Raw genomic sequence first — 17,496 nt, 5'->3', positions numbered from 1 at the left:
TTAAAATAGTGTTGCCTTTCCGCTCTTCGAAGATTGGCAAAATTATCAACATTTTAAACAAAAATTTGAAATAAATTGTAACGCACTAACAGGCAGCATCGTACCCTACTTGACCTTAATTTTTTGTGTGGATAACTTATTTCGCTACTTTCTTTAATACTCGCCAAACGAATTTCGAAGTACATCGGCTATCTCTCCTAGCGTAGCGTATTGTTCTACAGCATCTATAATACCTGGCATTAAATTCTTGTCGGATTCAGCTGCCAACGCTATATTTTTTAACGCAATAGAAACTTTTATGTTGTCTCTTTGTGCTTTTAGTTTCTCTATCTTTTCTATTTGCACTTTCCTTATCTCATCCCCAACGTTAAAAACTTCGGTAAGGTCGGTTTCCATTTCTGTAAATTTATTCACCCCTACAGAAATCTTATCTCCATTTTCGATCTCGGTTTGATAAGTGTAGGCCGAAGCAGCAATCTCCTCCTGCATGTATTCATTCTCTATGGCATTTACAGCGCCACCCATAGCATCGATCTTATCTATATAAAGCCAGGCAGCTTTTTCTACCTCGTCGGTTAGGTTCTCTACAAAAAAAGCGCCCGCCAAAGGATCTACTGTTTCTGTAACTCCACTTTCAAAAGCAATAATTTGTTGGGTACGTAAAGCAATTTTCGCCGCACCTTCTGTAGGTAGCGAAAGCGCCTCATCGTAGCCATTGGTATGCAGAGACTGCGTTCCGCCCAGCACAGCTGCCATGGCCTGATTTGTTACCCTAATAACATTATTTAATGGTTGTTGCGCCGTCAGGGTAGAACCACCTGTTTGCGTGTGGAAGCGCAACATCTGTGCTTTAGGATCGGTAGCACCTAGCTCTGTTGCTATTTTTGCCCACATTCGCCTTGCAGCTCTAAACTTTGCAATTTCTTCGAAAAAATTATTATGGCAATTAAAAAAAAACGACAACCGCTTTGCAAAAACATTTATATCTAACCCTTTACCAATTGCAGCCTTTAAATACGCCTTGCCGTTTGCTAAGGTAAAAGCCAACTCTTGTACTGCGGTAGAACCAGCTTCTCTAATGTGGTAACCAGAAATTGAAATGGTATTCCATTTAGGGATTTCCTTGCTGCAGAACTCAAAAATATCGGTAATAATGCGCATAGAGGGCTTAGGCGGATAAATATAAGTTCCTCTTGCGGCGTATTCTTTTAATATATCGTTTTGGATAGTACCAGATAATTGCTTTAAATCTGCGCCTTGTTTTTTCGCCAGTGCAATGTACATGGCCAGCAAAATAGACGCAGTTGCATTAATCGTCATAGAAGTGGTAATGTCCTGCAAGGCAATCCCACCAAAAAGCGTTTCGATGTCTTCTAACGAGTCTATTGCAACACCCACCTTGCCAACTTCGCCAGCCGACATCTCATGGTCGCTGTCGTAGCCAATTTGCGTTGGAAGATCAAACGCAACAGACAACCCAGTAGTTCCTTGCGCTAATAAATAGTGGTAACGTTTGTTAGATTCTTCTGCAGTCGAAAAGCCAGCATATTGCCTCATGGTCCATAACCTACCTCGATACATGTCTTTTTGAACGCCTCTGGTAAAGGGAAACTCGCCCGGCAACTCCTCCATCGGCTTTGCCGAAGTGTAAAGCGTTTTAATTTCTATACCCGAAGACGTTTTATGCGAAGAATTGCTCATTGATGTAGAATTGGATTAAGAAATGGTGATGCAAAGTATCTATTAAATCAATTCTGTAAGATACCGCTTCTTTTTTCGCTTTTCAAGAATTACTTCTAAAACAAGTCATCCAATCCACATCATCAACATTCGGGTAAATGCCAATAAGGATGATCAAACAATTTTTTTTTAAAAAAGCTGATGGATGTCTTGTTTTATCAAACTGATGGTCAAATCGTATGGATTTTCTTCTATCCCTGCCATGTGTTCCAATATCGCCTTGGCTAATTCTAGGCCTGTAGCTTCTTTACCAAAACCTTGTGCACCGTTGTTAACCATGCCAATAGTATCGTCTTTTAGCTTTTTTACCACTTGCCAAGTACTTGCGCCCACATACAATTGCTGGGCAATGTTATGCTGATACTCAGACCTAATCTCAGTTAAAACCGCCGCTTGCAATTCTGCGATGCTAATGCCGGGTTGATGAAGACGCAACAACATGTTGGCTGGATTTATTCGGTCTATAAACAGAATTAACCGTTCGTGTGCCTGCAAACGCAGAGGTAATATGTGCGCCCTGGTTTCTTGGTGCATCTCTACATTTTTTAAAGATAGAAAACGAACAATATCCTTTCTAACCAAGCCATAAATGGCCAAAAGCGCCAAAAAAACCCCTAAAAATAAGGTAATCATTTCTATTAAAAAAGACGGGACAATCATAATGTTGATGTTTTATTACGGTAATTTAACGAATGCAATCGGCAAAAATGTGCATTATTATTTATATTTGTATGAGATAAAGAGAAATACCATGAGCACAGCCGTAGACAGTACATTCGCACCCGTAACATTTTCTGAGGGTGCTACAAAAGAGTTGAACAAGTTGAAAGACCAGCAAGAAATTTCTGAAGATTATGGCTTGCGCGTGGGCGTAGAGGGCGGAGGCTGCTCTGGAATGAACTACATATTGGGTTTCGATCAAAGAAAAGAAGGTGATCAAGAATATTTTATAGAAGGGATAAAAGTGTTTATGAACAAAGCGCACCAAATGTATTTAATGGGTATGATGATTGATTGGCAAGACGGCCTAAACGCTAGAGGCTTTACTTTTATAAACCCAAATGCTACTAGTACCTGCGGTTGCGGAACCAGTTTTTCTGCTTAATTAAAGTTTTTTGTAACATAACGTACAATCTCCTTGTCTATAACATGGAGATTTTTTTTTGAAACGACCCAAGAAAAATAAATTTCCGCCAGATGTGTTCGTTTAGCTTTAAAAAACGAGTTAAAGAATGTATTTTGCCTAAATTATAAGTAATTAACTCCATACGCACACCAGACACAACATCTATTACCCGATTAAATGAATTATAGAGAGAACATTCGGCTGGCCATACAATCTATAAAATCTAACCGATTGAGAACCATGCTCACGGCGCTGATTATTGCCATTGGCCTGACTGCTTTGGTTGGTATTCTAACCACGCTAGATGCGGTAAAAAGAAGCATGACAGAAGCCTTTAGCAGTATGGGTGCAAATTCTTTTACCATTAGAAACAGAGGTACGGGAATTAGAATAGGCAGAGGAAAACGCCCAAAACCTTTTCGATCGATCACCTACGAAGACGCGCAAAAATTTAAAGAGGAACAAAAAACACCTGCTACAATTGCGGTAAGCGTTTTTGCCAGTGGAGGCGCAACCGTAAAAAGCGGAAGTTTAAAGACGAACCCAAACATCAATGTTCAGGGGATAGACGAAAATGGCCTTGCATCTCAGGGTTTAAATTTAAGTGCCGGCAGAAATTTTAGCTTATCAGAAATCGGGCTGGGCAGTAATGTCTGTATTGTTGGAAACGAAGTAGTAGAAAGATTATTCGAACACGAAGACCCGCTAGATAAGTTGATCAGTGTGGGCAACAACCGTTTAAAAATTATTGGGGTACTCGAGACCAAGGGATCAAGCATCGGTTTTAGTGGAGACAGGGCGGTTTACGTGCCTCTATTAAAGGCAAAACAGCTTAACGACAATGCCAATCCGTCTTACACCATTACCGTTATGGTACCCGGAAACGACATTATGGAAACCGTTATCGGCGAATCCACAGCACTTTTTAGAAACATTAGAAAAGTTTCTGTTACCGGCAGCAACAATTTCGAAATTACCAAGAGCGATGCGATCGCCCAAACACTATTCGAAAACTTAAAATTCGTGGCCATTGGAGGTGTTGCAATAGGTATTATTACTTTAATCGGCGCCTCTATAGGTTTAATGAACATCATGCTAGTTTCCGTAACAGAGCGCACCAGAGAAATTGGCATTAGAAAAGCAATTGGTGCAAATCCAAAAGTTATCCGCAGGCAATTTTTAATTGAGGCCGTTGTAATTTGCTTAATGGGTGGCGCATTTGGTATATTTCTCGGCATCGTACTAGGAAACATCATCTCATTAAGCATGGGTGGCAGCTTCATCATCCCATGGCTCTTTATAATGGGAGGCTTTGCGTTATGCGTATTTGTAGGCATTGGTTCTGGCTACTATCCGGCCAAAAAAGCTTCGAGACTAGACCCGGTTGAGGCGCTTAGGTACGAGTAAGGAACGCAATAGACTAAATACGACCGAATTAAAAGCTATAAATTTTATTAATGAATTAAACAGTATTTGGGCGCTTTAACACGCTCTTCACTGTATCTTTTGTTGGCAGAAAAAGCCGATAAAAGGATGCCGTGTCGATCGTTAGCGCTTACAAATTGTATAAATCCTATGGAGTTTTTATATGCTTTGCAACCCTTGTTTCCTTAAGCTGCATTGCGTTGTTAAACCTGATTGAAGCGGCAGCCCGCGAAGTATGAGCTGCTACAGCGTAAAGCGGGACTGCTGCTGCCGATTTGCTTGTTGCTTTAATTTTCTAATTTGAAAAGAAAGCTAGAGCAGCTTGAACGAGAAATTTAACTATCCAATTCTTTCGGCAGCTGAATGTACTCCGCACCCTTTGCCAAGTGCGAATCGTGGATTTTATTTAGCAATTTGTTTACGTCTTCTGCCAGATCAAACTGCAGGTCTTCGTGCAGTTTCTGTACCTTTTTTACCACTGCATCTGTTGATTTTACAAAATAAACGGCAAACTGAAAACCAAAGTCTTTTCCACGATAATGCGGACTATTAAAAGAAAGTGGCATCGAATTCAGCAACAGTAATTTAAGTTCTGCCTCACCAAAAGCATCTTTGGTGATTTTAAAAAAATGATTTATGCTTGCGGTCAAATGCCGTAGATAATAAAGGGCATCTCGGTAACTTACCTGCTGAATATTATCGATAATTTTTTCAATTTCATGTCGTATCGCCTCTTTTCGAGCGTCTAGATCTAATTCTGTTTCTAAAAGCTTAAAATGCAAATGCTCCGTTAAAATTTTATCTTTCGCAACCAAGCGCAACAAAAGCTTATCCTTTTCTTTTGCAGGCAAGGCAGTAATTGCTTCTTTTAAATCCTTATGTTCAGATAACTTCATCAAACTTATTTATTTGCGGTGGGCAGTTAACGAAGGGGCAGATTTTGAATTATGCCTCAACCAATTCAATAATACGATTTTTATCTCAATCGTTCAGATTCATAGTGTTTTAATTATTGTCTAAATCAAAATTTAAGCGGTCTTGTTCTACTAACTGCTTCAATTCTTCTTCTTTGGGCAAGTGCAGTAGATATTTACTGGCAAAAAGACTATTCTTATCATTAAGTACTGAATACTTTACGATAGTTTCATCCTTTTCGCTGCACAGCAACATGCCAATTGTTGGATTGTCGTCTATATTTCGCTTAAGATCATCGTACATTCTCACATACATATCTAATTGTCCAACATCTTGGTGGCTTAGATTCCCCGTTTTTAAATCGATAATTACGAAGCATTTAAGTAGATAATTATAAAATACAAGGTCTAGGTAAAAGTCCGAGGTGTCTGTTATTATATGTTGCTGCCGGGCTACAAAGGCAAAACCATTCCCAAACTCTAGCAAAAAGTGCTGAAGATGATCAATAATGGCCGTTTCAATTTTCCGTTCTGTGTTTTTAACATCTTGCTGCAATCCTAAAAACTCAAAAATGTACGGGTCTTTTATCAGATTTTGAATGGTGTTTTTTTCGGAAGACTCGGTTTTATGCTCAAGTACCCTTTCAAAAGCCAAGCTATTTATTTGGCGCTGAAGTGTTCTGCTGTTCCAATTGGCAGAAATGCTTTCTTGCAGGTAATAGTTGCGCTTCGCCTCAGTATCTAACCTACATAGCAAGCGATAATGTGTCCAGCTCAATTCGGTACGCAATGCGTTCCAAATTGGGAAAGCCCTAAAAAAAGCCCTCATATTGTTAAGGTTTCGTTCGTCGAAACCTTTGCCAAACTCCATCGTAAGTTCGGTGGCTAAGTTTTTCAGCGTAGCTTTTCCATAAATTGCTTTTTCATTGCCATCTTGCTCGTCTTCTATAATTAACTTGCCGATTTGCCAATAGGTTTGCAAAAGAGCCGAATTGGCCATTCTGAAAACCTGCTTACGCGATTCTAAAATAACTTCTTTGATTGATTGAAGTAAAAGTGATTTTTCTCCATCCATACGTCCTTCATTTCGGCTATTTAAACCCTCTGTCCATCAAAAACCAACAAATTACCTTATATCCGTTTAACCGAACCGGGCAAACATTGCCAGCGAATTAAGAAAAAATAAATGTGCCCCATTTTGGTAGCTTGCGCAAAGGATACCCTTCTTATTTTTTTCAAGCTGCGTTTATCTGTCCGTCTTTAGCGCCTTGTTTATATTTCCGAATGTCGCGTAAATGCACCACTCTTTATAAATCAAAAACAATAAATCCTAGAAAGGATTTTTACCAATGTATTCTTCCCAGGCCCAAGCAGAGCGCAACATTTCATTTAAATCTAACTCTGTTTTCCAGTTAAGTTCCTCTTTAGATTTAGATACATCGCCATAAATCTCTACAATATCTCCACCTCTTCTTTTACCTACTGTATAATTTAGCTTTACGCCGGTAGAGTTTTCGAAAGCGGCAATAATTTCTAATACAGAAGAGCCTTTTCCTGTTCCGATGTTAAACACTTCGTAGCTATCGGTATCTGTATTAGTGTCTAGGCGCTTTATAGCAGCCACATGTGCCTTTGCCAAATCTACCACGTGGATATAATCTCTAATGGCTGAGCCATCTGGTGTTGGATAATCATTGCCATACACCGTAATTGGGCCTCGTTTTCCAATCGCCGACTGCGTAATAAAGGGCACCAAGTTGGCGGGGACACCAATTGGCAATTCACCAATAAGTGCAGTTTCGTGCGCTCCAACAGGGTTAAAATACCGCAAAGCGATAACTTTTAAACCATCCGTAGTCGACGCTGTTTCTAACAGAATCTCTTCTGCCACCTGCTTAGTGTTTCCATAAGGAGACTCTGCTGGCTTAACCGGTGCAGATTCGGTTACAGGCAACGTATCTGGTTGGCCGTAAACCGTGCAAGATGAAGAAAAAACAAAATTTATCTTCTTGTTAAATGAGGTCAACAGGTTTATTAAACTAAAAAAATTATTCTTATAATATTTTAAGGGTTGTTCTACTGATTCCCCAACTGCTTTAAAAGCAGCAAAATGAATGATACCGCTAATGTCTTTATTTGCCTTTGCAAAATTTTCTACCGCTGTAGCATCTTGTAAATCAATTTTCTCAAAGTCGAACCTCTTGCCAGTAATCTTTTCCAATTGATCAAGAATCTCGATTTTAGAATTCGATAAATCATCTACAATAATCACCTCGTATCCGGCATTGTGCAATTCGACAACCGTATGAGAGCCTATATAACCAGTGCCGCCTGTAACTAAAATTTTAGACATATTATTTATTAAAAGTGGTAAAATCTTTATGATCAATCTTTTCTAGAGCTTCTGTAGGTAAGCTTTTAAAATAAGCGTATGTTATTTTTAAGCCTTCTGCCCTATTTACTTTTGGCTCCCATTTTAACAAAGCTCTTGCTTTCGTTATATCTGGTCTGCGTTGCTTAGGGTCATCTTGTGGCAATTCTCTATATACAATTTTTTGCGATGTGCCCGTAAGCTTTATAATTTCTTCGCAAAACTGCTTAATGGTAATCTCGTCTGGATTGCCAATGTTTACGGGCGAAGCATAATCGCTCATTAGCAGGCGATAAATACCTTCAACTAAATCGTCGACATAACAAAACGAACGTGTTTGGCTTCCATCTCCAAAAATGGTCAAATCTTCGCCACGCAAAGCTTGGCCTATAAACGCTGGCAAAACTCTGCCGTCATTTAAACGCATACGCGGCCCGTAAGTATTAAAAATACGAACAATGCGCGTTTCAACACCATGAAAGGTATGATAAGCCATGGTAATTGCTTCTTGAAAACGCTTTGCTTCGTCGTAAACTCCTCTAGGTCCAACTGGATTTACATTGCCCCAATATTCTTCGGGCTGAGGGTTTACATTCGGATCTCCATACACCTCGGAAGTGGAAGCGATCAGCATTCTTGAGCCTTTTGCTCTCGCAAGACCTAAAAGATTGTGCGTGCCCAAAGAACCTACCTTGAGTGTTTGGATTGGTATTTTAAGATAATCAATTGGACTAGCTGGAGATGCAAAATGCAAAATGTAATCTAGCTCGCCTGGAATGTGAACAAACTTAGATACATCGTGGTTATAAAACTCGAAGTTTTCTAACTTAAATAAATGTTCAATATTAGCTAAATCACCTGTTATCAGGTTATCCATACCAATAACATGGTAACCTTCTTTAATAAAACGATCGCAGAGGTGCGAGCCTAAAAAGCCGGCAGCACCTGTAATTAAAATTCTCTTAGCCCCTACCCCTAAATCCCTTGAAGGGGACTTTGAATTTTCATCGTTCATATATAATGTCCTTTCTTAAAATTATTACTTTATTAAAACTCTAACTCGCGGTTACCCCTTTATTTCAATGCCATAAAGTTAAGCTAAATTACTGTCAGTCTGAGCTTGTCGAAGACTTCTCAATAATCAAAAACCTACAAAATAGTTGTCCTTCGACACGCTACCACTGACGTTATTACATAAGTTATTTATTATCAGCTAATTAAATCATATCTCATTTTTATTACTCCCTCCTTCAGTCTTATAAAAAATGGCCGCCAACTCTTCCTTAGGATCTCCTAGCCGGAGGGGCGTCTTACTTTTTTTTTGATAAAAAAGTAACAAAAAATCAAGGCTGGCACCTCTTTGGGTAAAAACTCGCCAAGCTGTTTTACATCGATGCTTCGAGGCCTCCCCCCAGCCTTATTCCCGCGCAAGGCTGCGAATCCTCTTCGTAGCTGAAAAGTGTCCGGTTTCTGCAAGCAGCTTTAGGCGTTTTTTCCTCCAAACTGCTGCTAGGCCAATCCCACCGGGCTGGCTATAGCGAGCTTAAACAAAAACGTCATTTTTGATTTATATGAAATATATTAAACCTCTGGAAGACACCATTTTATTGGTTTTTTCTTAAGTTAATGACATTGGGAGTTAGGAGGTTATTAATTTCCTGCCAACGCTGTTGTAGTAAAACCCTAAATCGATCATTTTTTGCAAATCATAAAGGTTTCTACCATCAAAAATAACTTTATTCTTTAGCGTTTCCTCCATTTTATCATAGTCAGGATTTCTAAATACCGACCATTCTGTAGCAATCAATAGTGCATCGCAATTTTCTAATGCTTCGTATTGCGTTTTTGCATAAGCAATTTTATCGCCCAACAAGGCCTGCACATTTTCCATTCCCTCTGGATCAAATGCTGTAATGGTTGCTCCGTTTTCTATCAGCGCATCTATGATATAAAGCGCTGGCGCCTCGCGTATGTCGTCGGTTTCTGGTTTAAAAGACAAACCCCAAAGCGCAAAATGCTTGCCCTTTACATTGCCTTTAAAATATTTTAAAACTTTATCAACCAAAATGGTCTTTTGCCTTTCGTTTACGGCCATCACAGATTTTAGCACCTGAAAATCATACTCAGAATCATCAGAAGATTTTACCAAAGCCTGCACATCTTTTGGAAAGCAAGATCCACCATAACCAATTCCGGGAAAAAGGAAACGCTTGCCGATACGTGCATCAGAGCCAATGCCACGCCTAACTGAATCTACATCCGCCCCTACCAGTTCACAAAGATTTGCAACTTCGTTCATAAACGTAATTTTGGTTGCCAGAAATGAGTTCGCCGCATATTTTGTTAGCTCAGACGAACGTTCATCCATAAACAAGATTGGATTACCTTGCCTTACATAAGGGCCATAAAGCTCGGCCATAAGTTTAATGGCACGCTCGCTGGTTGTCCCTAAAACAACGCGGTCTGGCTTCATAAAATCATCTACGGCAACCCCTTCTCTTAAAAATTCTGGGTTAGAAACCACATCTACTTCTATATTTGTATGTTCTTTAAAAACCGCAGAAACCTTATCGGCAGTGCCAACTGGAACAGTAGACTTGTTTACAATAACCTTATATTCTTTAATAATTTTGGCTACATCTTTTGCCGCACCCAAAATGTAAGAAAGGTCTGCAGCGCCATCGCCGCCCGGGGGCGTTGGTAATGCCATAAAAATAATTTGCGCTTCTTTTACGGCATCTGCAAGTACAGAGGTAAAAGTTAACCTGCCTTGCTCTATGTTTCTATGAAAAAGCTGCTCTAGGCCGGGTTCGTAGATAGGGATTTTCCCATCCTGCATCTTTTTAACTTTTGCTTGATTAATATCTACACAGATAACATTGTTACCTGTTTCTGCCAAGCATGTGCCGGTAACCAAACCAACGTAACCTGTACCAATTACAGCTATTTTCATCGGGACTAAATTTATAAGAGAAAAATAATTTACTTTGCAGCGAAGATAACAAATACAGAATGACTTTTTTATACTCGATAACGATTAATTTATATTTTTTTATCGTTTGGGTAACTTCTCTCTTTAATGCAAAGGCAAAGCTTTTTATAAAAGGGCGCGAAAATCTATTTGCCAAATTAAATAGTTCACTTTCAACAGAAAAAAAAAGAATTTGGTTTCACTTCGCATCTTTGGGAGAGTTTGAGCAGGGAAGAACCGTACTAGAACAAGTAAAATCCAACTACAAAGAACAAGAAATTATCGTTACTTTTTTTTCTCCCTCGGGCTACGAAATTAGGAAGAACTACCCAGGCGTAAAAGTCTTCTATTTACCAATGGACTCCTTATCAAATGCTAAAAAATTTATAGAAATCGTAAATCCTTCCATCGCAATTTTTACTAAATATGAATTTTGGCATTTTTACTTTTCAGAGTTGAAGCATAAAGGCGTTCCACTATTTTTAATCTCCTCTATTTTTAGAGATAACCAACCATTTTTTAGATGGTATGGAAATTTTAACCGAGAAATATTAAAATGCGTAACTCATTTTTTCGTTCAGAATAAAGAAAGTGTTTCCTTATTATCATCCATTAACCTTAATAACGTTACACTTGCCGGAGATACAAGGTTTGACAGGGTTTTTGAAAATGCCATTGCCCCAAAGCGCTTTCCTATCATCGATTTTTTTTTAGCGGGTAGTCCAACTTGCATCGCCGGAAGCACATGGCCAGAAGATGAGGGCATTTTATCGGCGTTGCCAGAAAAATATCCAACTTGGAAATTTATCATCGTACCGCACGAGGTTGACGAAAAACATCTTGCAAACATAGAGCATTTATTCCCAGCAACGAGTATCCGATTTTCTGTGCTTAGCGCTGACCCAACAAGGTTAGAAAAATCAAAGTCAGTTATTAATGTTTTAATTATCGACAACATTGGCATGCTTTCTTCGCTATACCAATACGGTAAAATTGCCTACATTGGAGGAGGATTTGGTGCAGGGATACACAATACACTAGAAGCCGCAGCTTTTGGTCTTCCTGTTATCTTCGGGCCTAAATACAAAAAGTTTCAGGAAGCCAAAGATTTAATTGCTATAGGAGCAGCAAAAAGCATTGACAACAATGCTGAGCTAACGCATGCATTTACTCATTTTGCAAAAAATAAGGAGTGCTCTGCCGCAGCGAAAGATTACGTGGCGAAAAACAAAGGCGCAACAAAAACTATAGTGGATTTTATAATGGCTGAAAGCTGAAAGCCGAAAGCTAAAACCCTATATTACAGATATTATACTGATTATTTTCGATAATTAATTAATGGATTCTGTATAAATACTACAGGCAAAATGAAAAACTTAAATCTTCAATAATTTTGCCTCTACTTCTTTCACTATTTCGGCTACTTGGGCAGCTGTCCCCACGGTTATCACATCCGTTTCATCAGGAGTAGGAACTTCCAGCGTTTCGAATTGGCTTTTTAGCATATCTAAATGCATAAAATGATGCGCCCTCGCTTCGACGCGTTTAGCAATAAGTTTATAATCGCCCGATAAAAAAACAAAGCAAATGTTAGGATTATCTTCTCGCAGCATGTCTCGATATTTTCTTTTTAATGCCGAACACGCAATGATGCAAACGTTGCCATTTTCTGAGTCTTTATGTCCAATCTTAGCAATAGATTTTAGCCATCCATACCGATCTTCATCTGTAAGGGGAATGCCAGCTGCCATTTTATCGATGTTGCTCTGCGGATGCAGATCATCACCATCTATAAAATGAGCATTTAGCTGCTTAGCAAGTGCTTCACCTTTAACGCTCTTCCCACTTCCCGAAACGCCCATTACGATAATTAGCTTGCCCTTTTCCATCAGTTTATCATTTCTTGTAACGCATCTATAAATAGTGGATTATCGTTTAAACTTTCTACCAATTGCACACCTTCTCCTCCCAAGCCTCTAAATTCCTCGTGGTACTCTACAGTTATTTCGTACAATGTCTCCAAACAATCGGCCACAAAAGCCGGACTAAAAACCAACAATTTTTTCTTTCCTTCTGATGCCAGCTTTTTTAAAGTGTCTGTTGTATAAGGTTGTACCCAAGGCTCTTTGCCAAGCCGAGATTGATAGCAAACCGTATAATCTGCTTTGTCTAACTTAAGTTCTTCTGCAATTAATTTTGCTGTATGGTGGCATTGTGCCGAATAACAATATTTGTTTTTATCATTCAGCGTATCGCAACAATTTTCGGTTTTTAAACAGTAGTTACCCGTGTGATCACATTTTTTAAGTTGCCTTTGTGGCAAGCCATGAAAACTGAAAAGTACATGGTCAAAATTTTCCAGACCATGTTTCCGCCCATTTTCTGCAAAAATCTTAATCATCTTTTCATTGTCGTGAAAAGAGTTTACGAACGAAATAGGCGGCACTGTTGGCCATTTAGACACAAGCTCCATAACCAGTTGCATTACCGAACCTGTGCTTGCAGAAGCATATTGCGGAAACATTGGTATCACTTGGATGCTTTCTACCAAGTTATCTTTAAGCCGTTGCAAAGCCGAATCTACCGAAGGCGTTTGGTATCGCATGGCCAGTTCCACTTGATATTCATCACCAAGCTTGGCTTGCAACATATTGGCTTGTTTAACGCTGTTATACAAAAGCGGGGAACCGCTTTCATCCCAGATTTCTCGATATAATTTAGCCGTTTTGGGACTTCTGAATGGCACAATAATGCCTTTAACCAAGAGCGTACGATTAATTTTTGGAATATCTATTACGCGTTCGTCCATTAAGAACTGATCTAGATATTTTCTCACATCTCGCACATTAGCACTGTCTGGCGTGCCGAGGTTTACCAATAAAATTCCTTTTTTGCTCATAATTAAAATTCAAAAATTATACCAATGGAGGGTAAAATATTTCCACTTGGATCTTGTAACAGCTTTGTTCTATATCGAGATGGGTCTCCTATTGCGTCTTGCGCATTTCCGCTTGCATCTCTATCTAAAACAAGTGGCGATTGCAACTCGTATTTGTTATTGGTTAAATTCTGTATATCTAAATAAAGGTTTAAATTAAATTTCTTAAACGGAAATTTCTTATCTACCCTAAAATCTATTTGATAGAAACTTTTTAGCGTGTTTGCATTTAACCTATTGTAATCTGGAATCCCGGCAGGAAAAATAGCATAATTTACCTTTAACGAGGAATAAGAAATATTATATGGGGTATAAGGCGTGCCACCGGTAAATCTAAATTTGGCACCAATCTCCCAGTTTTTTGGCAGAATTTTTCCAGCCGTCATGCTTAGAATAAACCGATTGTTCCAGCTAGATTGAACATAATTTTGATTTTTGTCTTTAAACTCGCTTTTGTAAAGCGTTAACGCAAAAATACCATAAAAACCCTTGTTTAAGCGCTGTTGCGCAAAAAATTCTACGCCATAACTTCTTCCCTCCGTCTCGCCAACTACCGGACTATTGCCTACAACGCCAAAATCTGCACCAAGGTTTGCGAGTGGAACACTATCTTGAAACACTTCTACCAGCGGATAATTTGTATACTTTTTATAAAAGCCTTCTACCGTAAATTTGGTGTTCTTTTGTGTGTTGTATTCTAAACCTGCAACAACATGCGTGGCCCGAATATAATTTACCGATTTATTTAACAAAGGAGCATCTGTACCGGTTCTATAACCCAACAAGGTATAAGCTGGTAATTGATAGTAAATGCCCGTATTAAAATTGAAACTAATTTTATCTGTAAAGTTATAAGAAGCAGATAGTCTAGGTGAAAAGGTTTTTAACGGGTTTTGCATTTGGCTTGCGTAATCGCTGCCATCTATTCTAAAACCTGCAGAAAGAGCTAATTTATCATTGAGGTATGGAGCGCTGACCTGTAAAAAGGCACCATATTTTAACAGATTCAAGGTAGATGCATAATCGAAAGTTTGCCCCGGATAGTAAACCAAATTGGTTGAATGGTATTTGCCCGTTTCTATACCCGCACCAAAACTTATTTTGTATTTCCCTTCTAAAGAAGAGTTTTCTATGCGGAACTTATTTTCGGTCTCTTGCGAGGAATAATCCAAAGTACGTAAGTTACTTTCGTTGTTATTCTCATATTTAATCGCACTTGTGTTTAAATAATTTCTGCTAAGTACAACGGTAGAAAAACCTTTTTTACGATAGTTTTTATAAACAGCGCCAACGGTATAATTGTCTTGCGAATTTCTGGGCAAGTTGGCAAGGTTGTACAAATTTGCTTCTGTTGGATCGGTATTAAAGTTTAGCTCGAACTTATCTAATGCGCCTAGGCCAAGAATAGTTAGTTCGTTATGGCTATTAAATTTAGTTTTAACCTTAAACTGAAAATCTTGATACTGCGGCAGAAAAGGCAAACCCAACAATTTAAACAAACCTTGCAGATAAGAAAGTCGATAAGAGGCAATGTAAGTTGTTTTTTTTCCAATCGGACCATTTATTGCGGCGGCAAAATCGCTAGAGCCAAGTGTTAAAGATGCCGCTATTTTATCTGGATTTCCGTCGGTTTCCTTAAATTCGAACACCGAACTCAAGGCATTTCCTCTCGAAGCTGGAAAAGCGCCCGAATAAAAATCTACTTCTTTAATAAAATCTACATTAATTAAACCAATAGGGCCACCAGAAGAGCCTTGGGTACTAAAGTGATTGATGTTCGGAATTTCTACCCCATCTAAGTAAAATCTATTTTCGTTGGGTGCGCCTCCGCGGATGATGATGTCGTTTCTAAAACTAACAGGTACAGAAACGCCTGGCAAGGATTGGATTACCTTTGATATGTCTCTGTTGCCACCAGGATTTCTTTTAATTTCTGTCGCCCCAATGGTACGCAAGCTCAACGGACTTTCTATTGGCTTTAAAAACCTTTGCCTCTGTACCGTTACCTCTGCAAGCTGATTATTATCAGATTCTAGTGCAAGATTTAAATTAGATGCAATGGCATTTGTTACCGTAACATCAAAAACAGGTTTTGTTTTATAGCCTAAGAAAGTAAAAACTACGTTATAAACGCCCGGCTTTAAATCTTTTAATGTGTAATTCCCTAAACTATCTGTTTTACCGGCAACTGTAGTGCTCTCAATTTTTACGGTTGCACCAACAAGTGGCTGATTGGAATACACATCCGTCACTTTGCCTTTAATTTCTCCGCTTTGCGCAAAAGCAGCTTGGATAGCAGCAAAGAAAACGATAACGAGAAGTAGCTTTTTAGCCATAAAGAAAAAGAAAATAGACCCCAAGTTAGTTATACGCGGCAAATATCAAGTTTAAATGATTAGCAATTGCTTTAGATCGAGCCATTTTTTCGTAAAAAGTAGATAGCGGCTTCAGCCTTTCGTTTTATACAGCTGCCACCACGGCAAATATGGTTGTTGATGATGTTCTAAATGGTATCCAAAAAAATAACAGGTAATAAAGGCAACAAAATGGTTCTTCCTTAAAGTTGAAGCATAATACTCGTTATCGTGTTCGCCTTTATGTGGTAAGTAGGTGCCGAAGTAAAAAAGTTGCAGGGTACTCAATAATGATGGAAGCACCCAAAAAAGCAGTAAGTTACTTTGGTCAAACCAAATCTTTAAAACGTTAAAAGCCACAGCCATAATCACCAACTGAATCACCGTTACATAATTCATCATAAAATGGAAATACCATTTAAAAAATCCGTTTTGCGAATAATCTGGATCAAGCGCTGTGTGCACATCGCTGTGGTGAAGGTGGTGCTTTTTATAAAGGTTACGATAAAAAAAACCCGCATACAGAAAAACAGCCAAGCTGCCGAAAAAATTATTTAGCTTTTTATTGGAGGAAATGGTACCGTGCATGGCATCGTGGGCTGTAATGAACAAACCCGTAAACAAATGCATTTGTACAAAGATCATGATATAAACCAATGGATTTGCCCAAGAAAACTGCCAATTTACCAGAAAAATAAGCGAGCCTAGCCAACTAGCGATAACCAAAACGGCAATCAAAACTCCAAACTTAGAATTTTTCGATTTACTAATTCCCATGCTATTTAAACATTAGAATTTAAAAGGCTTCTAACGCGTTTTTAGCATTTTCCATCAGCCACATAGGTGTAGATGTTGCGCCGCAAATGCCAACTTTATCGTTTTGATTAAACCAACCGTGATCTATTTCTTCTATACTAGAAACAAAGTAAGATTGCTCGTTATATTTTTTACAAACATCATATAGCACTTTTCCGTTTGATGATTTTTTACCTGAGACAAAAATAATCTTATCATAATTTGCCACGAAGTGCTCTAATTCGATATAACGGTTAGACACCTGTCTGCAAATGGTATCGTTAGCCTTAACCTCAAAACCTCTATTAATTAACTCGTTTTTAATATGATAAAATTTTTCGGTGCTTTTAGTGGTTTGGCTATACAGGGTAAATTTTTTGGGCAGTTCCATCTGGTCTAACTCGGCCAAGTCTTGAAAAACAATCGCTTTCCCATCTGTTTGCCCGCGCAAGCCAATCACCTCTGCATGGCCATGTTTTCCAAAAATTAAAATTTGCTCGTCTTCTTCGTGCGAAGTTTTAATGCGGTTCTGCAGTTTTAACACTACTGGGCAAGAAGCATCTATTAAAGTAAGGTTATTTTTAAGAGCAAGTTGGTACGTAGACGGAGCTTCGCCGTGTGCGCGTATCAAAATTTTCTCGTCCTGTAAACTTTCTAACTGTTGATGGTCGATAATTTTTAAACCCTTCTTTGTCAATCGCTCTACTTCCTCATCATTGTGCACAATGTCTCCAAGGCAATATAGACTACCCTCTCTCTCCAAAATATCTTCGGCCATCTCAATTGCATAGACTACGCCAAAACAAAAGCCTGACGACTTATCTATTTTTGCTGATATATTAAGACCCATTTGACAACAAAA

15 protein-coding genes are annotated in these 17,496 nt (G+C 38.7%); 3 read left to right on the top strand and 12 right to left on the bottom strand.

Annotation, left to right across the window (positions count from 1 at the left end):
* Nucleotides 1–153: 153 nt before the first annotated feature.
* Together ABIB40_RS16990 and ABIB40_RS16985 are read right to left on the bottom strand one after the other, a co-directional pair.
* Nucleotides 154–1,701, bottom strand: coding sequence for an acyl-CoA mutase large subunit family protein (locus ABIB40_RS16990; protein ID WP_354360589.1), 1,548 nt, complete (start codon nt 1,699–1,701; stop codon nt 154–156).
* Between the two features lie 168 nt (nt 1,702–1,869).
* Nucleotides 1,870–2,400: a DUF7935 family protein gene (locus ABIB40_RS16985; protein ID WP_354360588.1), complete on the bottom strand. Its 531-nt coding sequence runs from the start codon at nt 2,398–2,400 to the stop codon at nt 1,870–1,872.
* 91 nt (nt 2,401–2,491) lie between these two features.
* Here ABIB40_RS16985 and ABIB40_RS16980 point away from each other — a divergent pair, with 91 nt between their 5' ends.
* Entirely contained in the window at nt 2,492–2,845 is a 354-nt protein-coding gene (locus tag ABIB40_RS16980; RefSeq protein WP_354360587.1) for a HesB/IscA family protein, read from the top strand.
* Nucleotides 2,846–3,043: 198 nt separating this feature from the next.
* Nucleotides 3,044–4,273, top strand: coding sequence for an ABC transporter permease (locus ABIB40_RS16975; protein ID WP_354360586.1), 1,230 nt, complete (start codon nt 3,044–3,046; stop codon nt 4,271–4,273).
* 353 nt (nt 4,274–4,626) lie between these two features.
* On the opposite strand, the gene ABIB40_RS16970 is transcribed toward ABIB40_RS16975, so the two are convergent.
* The 5 genes from ABIB40_RS16970 to ABIB40_RS16950 form a co-directional block, all read right to left on the bottom strand.
* Complete coding sequence (locus ABIB40_RS16970) at nt 4,627–5,187, bottom strand: hypothetical protein (protein ID WP_354360585.1); 561 nt, start codon at nt 5,185–5,187, stop codon at nt 4,627–4,629.
* Nucleotides 5,188–5,296: 109 nt separating this feature from the next.
* Nucleotides 5,297–6,280, bottom strand: coding sequence for a PDDEXK nuclease domain-containing protein (locus ABIB40_RS16965; protein WP_354360584.1), 984 nt, complete (start codon nt 6,278–6,280; stop codon nt 5,297–5,299).
* Between the two features lie 255 nt (nt 6,281–6,535).
* Nucleotides 6,536–7,558 (bottom strand): UDP-glucose 4-epimerase GalE, encoded by a 1,023-nt coding sequence (galE, locus tag ABIB40_RS16960; RefSeq protein ID WP_354360583.1) that lies wholly within the window; start codon nt 7,556–7,558, stop codon nt 6,536–6,538.
* Nucleotide 7,559: 1 nt separating this feature from the next.
* Nucleotides 7,560–8,591, bottom strand: a complete 1,032-nt coding sequence (locus tag ABIB40_RS16955; protein ID WP_354360582.1) for a UDP-glucuronic acid decarboxylase family protein — start codon at nt 8,589–8,591, stop codon at nt 7,560–7,562.
* 624 nt (nt 8,592–9,215) lie between these two features.
* Nucleotides 9,216–10,529 carry a UDP-glucose dehydrogenase family protein gene (locus ABIB40_RS16950; RefSeq protein ID WP_354360581.1) on the bottom strand — a complete coding sequence of 438 codons (1,314 nt, stop codon included), beginning with the start codon at nt 10,527–10,529 and terminating at the stop codon, nt 9,216–9,218.
* A 59-nt stretch (nt 10,530–10,588) separates the two neighbouring features.
* Here ABIB40_RS16950 and ABIB40_RS16945 point away from each other — a divergent pair, with 59 nt between their 5' ends.
* Nucleotides 10,589–11,824, top strand: coding sequence for a 3-deoxy-D-manno-octulosonic acid transferase (locus ABIB40_RS16945; RefSeq protein WP_354360580.1), 1,236 nt, complete (start codon nt 10,589–10,591; stop codon nt 11,822–11,824).
* Nucleotides 11,825–11,923: 99 nt separating this feature from the next.
* Here ABIB40_RS16945 and ABIB40_RS16940 read toward each other — a convergent pair whose 3' ends face one another.
* The 5 genes from ABIB40_RS16940 to ABIB40_RS16920 form a co-directional block, all read right to left on the bottom strand.
* On the bottom strand, nt 11,924–12,436 hold the full coding sequence (locus tag ABIB40_RS16940) for a gluconokinase (protein ID WP_354360579.1): 513 nt from the start codon (nt 12,434–12,436) through the stop codon (nt 11,924–11,926).
* The gene (hemH, locus tag ABIB40_RS16935; RefSeq protein ID WP_354360578.1) at nt 12,436–13,446 is read right to left on the bottom strand and encodes a ferrochelatase; all 1,011 of its coding nucleotides are present in this window, start codon (nt 13,444–13,446) and stop codon (nt 12,436–12,438) included. Before hemH ends, ABIB40_RS16940 begins: the two co-directional genes overlap by 1 nt.
* Nucleotides 13,447–13,448: 2 nt before the next feature.
* A complete protein-coding gene (locus tag ABIB40_RS16930; RefSeq protein ID WP_354360577.1) occupies nt 13,449–15,821 on the bottom strand; it encodes a TonB-dependent receptor in 2,373 nt (790 codons plus the stop codon).
* Between the two features lie 111 nt (nt 15,822–15,932).
* Nucleotides 15,933–16,616: a fatty acid desaturase gene (locus ABIB40_RS16925; RefSeq protein ID WP_354360576.1), complete on the bottom strand. Its 684-nt coding sequence runs from the start codon at nt 16,614–16,616 to the stop codon at nt 15,933–15,935.
* Nucleotides 16,617–16,635: 19 nt separating this feature from the next.
* Entirely contained in the window at nt 16,636–17,484 is an 849-nt protein-coding gene (locus tag ABIB40_RS16920; protein WP_354360575.1) for a 4-hydroxy-3-methylbut-2-enyl diphosphate reductase, read from the bottom strand.
* Between the last annotated feature and the right edge of the window lie 12 nt (nt 17,485–17,496).

This window comes from Pedobacter sp. UYP30 (assembly GCF_040547165.1).
Taxonomy (GTDB): domain Bacteria; phylum Bacteroidota; class Bacteroidia; order Sphingobacteriales; family Sphingobacteriaceae; genus Pedobacter.
The sequence above is the reverse complement of the archived record's forward strand: the minus strand, read 5'-3'. Positions and strand labels throughout refer to the sequence as shown.

What these genes read in the sequence shown, in the direction of transcription:
- ABIB40_RS16990 (WP_354360589.1), bottom strand. Translation starts at nt 1,701, where the DNA reads ATGAGCAATTCTTCGCATAAAACGTCTTCGGGTATAGAAATTAAAACG.
- ABIB40_RS16985 (WP_354360588.1), bottom strand. Translation starts at nt 2,400, where the DNA reads ATGATTGTCCCGTCTTTTTTAATAGAAATGATTACCTTATTTTTAGGG.
- ABIB40_RS16980 (WP_354360587.1), top strand. Translation starts at nt 2,492, where the DNA reads ATGAGCACAGCCGTAGACAGTACATTCGCACCCGTAACATTTTCTGAG.
- ABIB40_RS16975 (WP_354360586.1), top strand. Translation starts at nt 3,044, where the DNA reads ATGAATTATAGAGAGAACATTCGGCTGGCCATACAATCTATAAAATCT.
- ABIB40_RS16970 (WP_354360585.1), bottom strand. Translation starts at nt 5,187, where the DNA reads ATGAAGTTATCTGAACATAAGGATTTAAAAGAAGCAATTACTGCCTTG.
- ABIB40_RS16965 (WP_354360584.1), bottom strand. Translation starts at nt 6,280, where the DNA reads ATGGATGGAGAAAAATCACTTTTACTTCAATCAATCAAAGAAGTTATT.
- galE (WP_354360583.1), bottom strand. Translation starts at nt 7,558, where the DNA reads ATGTCTAAAATTTTAGTTACAGGCGGCACTGGTTATATAGGCTCTCAT.
- ABIB40_RS16955 (WP_354360582.1), bottom strand. Translation starts at nt 8,591, where the DNA reads ATGAACGATGAAAATTCAAAGTCCCCTTCAAGGGATTTAGGGGTAGGG.
- ABIB40_RS16950 (WP_354360581.1), bottom strand. Translation starts at nt 10,529, where the DNA reads ATGAAAATAGCTGTAATTGGTACAGGTTACGTTGGTTTGGTTACCGGC.
- ABIB40_RS16945 (WP_354360580.1), top strand. Translation starts at nt 10,589, where the DNA reads ATGACTTTTTTATACTCGATAACGATTAATTTATATTTTTTTATCGTT.
- ABIB40_RS16940 (WP_354360579.1), bottom strand. Translation starts at nt 12,436, where the DNA reads ATGGAAAAGGGCAAGCTAATTATCGTAATGGGCGTTTCGGGAAGTGGG.
- hemH (WP_354360578.1), bottom strand. Translation starts at nt 13,446, where the DNA reads ATGAGCAAAAAAGGAATTTTATTGGTAAACCTCGGCACGCCAGACAGT.
- ABIB40_RS16930 (WP_354360577.1), bottom strand. Translation starts at nt 15,821, where the DNA reads ATGGCTAAAAAGCTACTTCTCGTTATCGTTTTCTTTGCTGCTATCCAA.
- ABIB40_RS16925 (WP_354360576.1), bottom strand. Translation starts at nt 16,616, where the DNA reads ATGGGAATTAGTAAATCGAAAAATTCTAAGTTTGGAGTTTTGATTGCC.
- ABIB40_RS16920 (WP_354360575.1), bottom strand. Translation starts at nt 17,484, where the DNA reads ATGGGTCTTAATATATCAGCAAAAATAGATAAGTCGTCAGGCTTTTGT.